We start from the raw sequence: 5,975 nt of genomic DNA, 5'->3' as shown, positions 1-5,975 counted from the left end.
TATATATAAAACTTATAAATAAAATTCTCAATTTCTGTCTTGATAAAGATTAATAATGAATTTACAACTTACTCACTATCAAGCTCCCAAAAGCCAGTAAAACCAAGCTTATGGCAGAAAATTTAGAGCCCTTGGCTCTAAAAATCCAAGGGCTTTTTTATAAAAGTATTATTTAACTCAAGCTGACAATTCATTAAAGTTTAAATCTGAGTCGGTACAAATAAAAAGCGCGAGATTTTTAAAATTTAGCTCAATCTATGTCTATTCATAAAGTGACTCGCTTCATCGGAAACATCAGATATATAAGCTGTATCAGTCCACATAACTTAACCACGAACCGCTGCCTGAATTATTGCTACATCAATTTTCTTCATTTTAAGCATGGCATCGAATGCCCTTTTTGCTACTACTGGATCTGGACTGTAAGATGCTTCAAGTAAAGCCATGGGGATAATCTGCCAGGAAATTCCCCATTTATCCTTACACCAGCCGCATTCACTTTCTTGCCCACTATTGTTCACAATCGCATTCCAGTATCGGTCCGTTTCTTCCTGATCTTGTGTGGCCACTTGAAAGGAAAAAGCTTCATTATGCTTAAATTCTGGCCCACCATTCAAACCAATACATGGAATACCCAATACCGTAAAATTGACTGTAATGACATTTCCCTTTTTTCCTGACGGATAATCTCCAGGGGCAAGGACTATTGCCTCTACTGACGAGTCTGGAAAGGTTTGCGCATAAAACCGTGCAGCCTCTTCAGCATCGTGATCGTACCAAAGGCAGATGGTATTTTTTGCAATATTCATGATCTCACCTCTGCGTGGAGATTAAGAGATAACGCATTTGTTTAGCCATGCTTTACGCTTTTGAGTGGCTAAACAAATTTATCTGTGCATTCTATATTCGACCTAAGCTGGCAAAACGCCAGTTTCTTTATTGTGTTTTTATTCTTCGAATTGTAATAGCAGGTATTTCTTGATCTGCTGCACATTTTATAAAGTGCTTTGTAGCTGTTCTAAGCCACTAAAATGTTTATAAAGTTGTCGAGGTCCAAGTCGACAATATGCCTTGCTTTTTCATTTGCGCTGATTACAGACCGCTACTTTGAAAATACCTTAATGGTCGGGAACTCCATTTCTATCGTCAATGCGATGGCCGGGGTAATTGGTGTTTTCCTACTGTATAAAGGCTGCCAGTATCTATCGTGAAAGTATAAAAGTGGAAAAACTGACAGATTAAATTCCTTTCAAGCAGTAAGACCTTTAACTATTTAAGGGCCTTTTCTTTCTTTGTGGAAAATCAATTTAAAACCAAGTTCTGCATATTTCAATTTTTCAGGTTCTTTTCCTAAAAACCTGAGCTCAGCAAGCCTTGCAAAATAGCTCGTTTAAGACGACTTAGTCTTACAAAAAGCTACATTTCCAGTGCGTTAATTTCCTGGAATTATCTAAAAAATATTTTTATGAATAACATTAATTTATGTTATAAATTACCCCATTATTTCGTTTTATTATTTATTGCGTAATTAAATTACGTATTGAATAATATCTTATATCCAGTATGATGAGGTAAATTCCTTCTTTTTCTTGCATGCATCAGGAATCGATGCAGTTCAGCAAGAAAAGAAGTCAGGCAAACGGATTTGTCTACTCAATATAAAATGGCAGTGATACATCCGTGAGCCCTAAACAAGACAGTAAAAGATGAGCAATAGGATTGCTTTTAAATAATGAGGATGTTGTATGAATGAATTAGCCAATCCATTAGAACTGTGCGGATTCGAATTTATTGAATTTGTCTCTGAAGATGGCCAGCTGGATCCTGTTTTTCAAACCATCGGATTCACAAAAGTGGCGAAGCATAAATCGAAAAATGTTTACTTATGGCGCCAAGGCAATATTAATATCATTCTGAATTATCAGCCTGAATCATATGCAGCATATTTTTATAAAGAGCATGGCCCTTCTGCCTGCGCAATGGGATTCCGCACCAAGAATGCAGCGAAAGCCTTTCAAAAAGCAATTGAAATAGGTGCGGAGCCAATTTACAACAAAATCGGTCCAATGGAGCTGAACATTCCAGCGATTAAAGGCATTGGCGGTTCTCCAATCTTCTTGGTGGATTGTGACATTTATCAGAATGATTTTATTTTCTTTGATAACGTTCCATCCCGTCCACTGGGTACAGGTTTAAATGAAATCGATCATTTAACCCATAATGTGTATAAAGGCCGTATGCAGTACTGGTCAGATTTCTATGAAAAGATTTTCAATTTTCAGGAAATCCGCTATTTCGATATTAAAGGTGAATACACTGGCCTGACTTCTAAAGCCCTGACAGCGCCAGACGGCAAGATCCGTATTCCACTGAATGAAGATTCAGATAAAGGTAATGGTCAGATTGCTGAATTCTTAAATGAATTTAATGGTGAAGGCATTCAGCATATTGCCTTTATTTGTGATGACCTTCTGGAAACCTGGGACAAGCTTAAAGCCTTAGGTACCAAGTTTATGACACCACCGCCAAGCACCTATTATGAAATGCTGGATGAGCGCTTGCCAAATCATGGTGAACCGGCAGATGAACTGCAAAAACGTGGCATCCTGCTGGATGGCAATACCAAAGACGGTAATAAACGCCTGCTGTTACAGATTTTCTCTGAAAATATGATTGGTCCGGTATTCTTTGAGTTTATCCAGCGCAAAGATGACGACGGCTTCGGTGAAGGGAACTTTAAAGCTTTATTTGAATCCATTGAACGTGATCAGATCAAACGTGGCGTTCTGGACATCTCGAAAGCCTGATCTTTGTTTAAAATATACCGATGTATGTAGTGTCATATGCATCGGTATTACTGCCTCTGCTTCAACATATACGCTTATATAAAACTTAAGATTCTGCACCGATGACGGTATAAAAATAATAAAGCCCATCATCACTGTTCAGTACTTAATCTCACATGGATGATGAATAAAAATGCAGCATATTGAACAAGGAAACCTGAAAAAGGGTTTAAGTAACCGGCATATTCAACTTATTGCACTGGGTGGTTCCATTGGTACCGGCCTGTTTCTCGGCATCTCACAAACCATCAAGCTGGCCGGGCCTTCCGTTATTCTGGGTTATGCCATTGCAGGCTTGATTGCTTTTCTAATGATGCGCCAGTTGGGTGAAATGATTGTACATGAACCTGTCAGCGGTTCTTTTAGCCATTTCGCTTATAAATACTGGGGCAAGTTTGCCGGATTTATGTCTGGCTGGAATTATTGGGTACTGAATATTCTGGTCTGTATGGCCGAATTAAGCGCTGTCGGCTTGTATGTGCATTACTGGTGGCCCGAAATCCCAACCTGGGTGTCTGCGCTCGGCTTCTTTATTTTCATTAATGTAATCAACTTACTTCACGTAAAATTATTCGGAGAAATGGAATTCTGGCTGGCGATCATTAAAGTCGGCGCCATTATTGCCATGATTGCTTTCGGCAGTTATTTACTGGCCAGTGGCAGTGGTCATAGCCAATCCAGTCTGGAAAATTTGTGGCAATTAGGTGGCTTCTTCCCGAATGGGATTATGGGCCTGATTATGGCGATGGCCATGATCATGTTTGCTTTTGGCGGTATTGAACTGGTCGGCATTGCAGCGGCAGAAACAGATAACCCGAAAAAAACCTTGCCTAAAGCAGTAAACCAGATTGTTTACCGTGTTCTGTTATTTTATATCCTGAGCCTGGTGGTGATTCTATCGCTTTATCCCTGGAATATGATGGCGCAAGGCGGTAGTCCTTTCGTGCTGATTTTCGATTCACTTGGTAGCCAGACGGTGGCCGCAGTTCTGAATTTTGTGGTTTTAACCGCAGCGATTTCGGTTTATAACAGTACTAATTACTGTACCAGCCGCATGCTGTTGGGATTAGCTCAACAAGGTAATGCACCTAAATTTCTAGCTAAAATCAATCAGCGTGGTATTCCGGTCAATGCCGTTATGGTCTCGGCGTTTTGTACGCTCCTATGTGTCTTGTTGAATTATCTGGTGCCAGAAAAAGCCTTTAGCATGCTGATGATGCTGGTGGTCGCAGCCATTGTGATTAACTGGGTGGTAATTTCCTATACCCATTTAAAATTCAAGACCTCCATGAACCGCATGCAGACCAGAACAGATTTTCCAAGTGTGGCTTATCCATTCACCAACTACTTATGTATCGCATTTATGGGCGGTATTCTGCTGATTATGAGCAGTACCCCAGAAATGCGAATTGCGGTTGTTATGATCCCGGTCTGGATTGGACTTCTGATGATTGCTTATTTCTTCAAACGCAAAAAAGAAAATCAGACAGTTGTGTTAGACACGACCAAAATCAGCTCTTTACCAGAAGCGTAATACTATATTAATTAGATTAGGATAGATTCATGTTTCAACATATTGATCCCTATGCCGGTGATCCGATTCTCTCTTTAATGGAAGAATTCAACAAAGATCAACGGAGTAACAAAGTCAACTTAAGTATCGGTCTGTACTACAATGAAGATAACATTGTGCCGCAGCTAGACTCAGTTCAGAAAGCTTATACTTACCTGACCCCTGACTATCATAAAGTTCGTGTCTATTTGCCGATGGACGGACTGAACAGCTTTAACCAGGCTGCACAGAAATTAATTTTTGGAACTTCTAGCCCTGCTCGCGAGCAAAGCCGTGTAGTCACAATTCAGACCTTGGGCGGCTCGGGAGCGCTGAAAGTCGGCGCAGATTTTTTAAAGAAATATTTTCCAGAATCAGAAATCTGGGTGAGCCAGCCGACTTGGGAAAATCATATTGCAATCTTTAATGGCGCTGGTATTCAAACCCATTTTTATCCTTATTATGATGCAGAAACCAATGCCGTAAATGTTCCGGCAATGCTGGAATGTTTAAAACAGTTGCCAGCGCAGAGCATCGTACTACTGCATCCATGCTGTCATAACCCGACTGGTGCAGATTTACAGCCACATGAATGGGATCAGGTCATTGAAGTATTAAAATCTCAATCCTTAATTCCGTTCCTAGATATGGCGTATCAAGGTTTCGGTCAGGGTCTGGAACAAGATGCCTATGCCATTCGTGCACTTGATCAAGCCGGTATGAATTTCATCGTCAGCCATTCATTTTCCAAAATCTTCTCTTTGTATGGAGAACGGATTGGTAGCTTAAGTTTCGTCTGTGATGATGCTACAAGCGCACAAAATGTTTTAGGCCAGTTAAAAGCTACAGTTCGCCGGATTTATTCAAGTCCAGCGGCCAATGGCGCTCTATTGGTCAGTCAGGTGTTAAATAATCCTGAACTGTTTCAGCAATGGCAGGCTGAAGTTGAAGAAATGCGCCAGCGGATTTTACGTATGCGAAGCTTACTCAAAGAAAAATTGTCTCAGGCATTACCAGAACTTGATTTCAGCTACCTGACCCAGCAACAAGGCATGTTTAGTTATACCGGCCTCACTGCCGATCAGGTGGATCTATTAAAACAGCATTACGGGATTTATCTGGTTCGTAGTGGCCGGATGTGTACGGCGGGTCTGAACCTCAGCAATATTGATTATGTTGCCGAGTCGATGGCTGCGGTGATCAAAATGCAAAATGAAGCTGAACCACTGATTGCTTAAAAAAAACATTAAGTTTCTAAAAGCCTTCTAGCTTGAGTGCTCGAAGGCTTTTTTTATGAATGGTGATTTGATCTATTTAAATAAAAAGCCTTCAGATAATTTTCTTGGGCAAAATCCGTAACCACTTGGATATCTATTCTTATTTCATCTATATATTTTGTTCTGCACTAGGGTTAAATGAGGCTATATAAAACTGTGGAACATTGCTTCTTTATTAATCGTTAAATATAAAAAATCATAAAAAAAGCCCAATCTAAGATGATCGAGCTTCTTATCACAATTTAAATATATGATTTATATCAATAAATAAAATAATTACGTATAAGGTGTATTATGTTA

The 5,975-nt window shown here is 39.8% G+C and carries 4 protein-coding genes and 1 pseudogene; 4 read left to right on the top strand and 1 reads right to left on the bottom strand.

Going from position 1 to position 5,975, the window contains the following annotated elements; translation table 11 throughout:
* Positions 1-326: 326 nt before the first annotated feature.
* A complete protein-coding gene (locus tag B3D47_RS02795; RefSeq protein WP_286859827.1) occupies positions 327-809 on the bottom strand; it encodes a VOC family protein in 483 nt (160 codons plus the stop codon).
* A 276-nt stretch (positions 810-1,085) separates the two neighbouring features.
* Between B3D47_RS02795 and B3D47_RS02790 the strand changes: the two are divergent.
* The 4 genes and pseudogenes from B3D47_RS02790 to B3D47_RS02775 form a co-directional block, all read left to right on the top strand.
* Positions 1,086-1,242 (top strand): annotated as a pseudogene (locus tag B3D47_RS02790) (MFS transporter); the annotation flags it as partial.
* 503 nt (positions 1,243-1,745) lie between these two features.
* Positions 1,746-2,807, top strand: a complete 1,062-nt coding sequence (gene hppD / locus B3D47_RS02785) for a 4-hydroxyphenylpyruvate dioxygenase (protein ID WP_004893356.1) — start codon at positions 1,746-1,748, stop codon at positions 2,805-2,807.
* A 172-nt stretch (positions 2,808-2,979) separates the two neighbouring features.
* Complete coding sequence (locus B3D47_RS02780) at positions 2,980-4,380, top strand: amino acid permease (protein ID WP_286859825.1); 1,401 nt, start codon at positions 2,980-2,982, stop codon at positions 4,378-4,380.
* A 29-nt stretch (positions 4,381-4,409) separates the two neighbouring features.
* The gene (locus B3D47_RS02775; RefSeq protein ID WP_286859823.1) at positions 4,410-5,636 is read left to right on the top strand and encodes an aromatic amino acid transaminase; all 1,227 of its coding nucleotides are present in this window, start codon (positions 4,410-4,412) and stop codon (positions 5,634-5,636) included.
* Positions 5,637-5,975: the final 339 nt, after the last annotated feature.

The organism is Acinetobacter sp. UBA3461 (genome assembly GCF_002381195.1).
GTDB lineage: Bacteria > Pseudomonadota > Gammaproteobacteria > Pseudomonadales > Moraxellaceae > Acinetobacter > Acinetobacter schindleri.
This window is presented reverse-complemented; position numbering and strand designations above follow the sequence as displayed.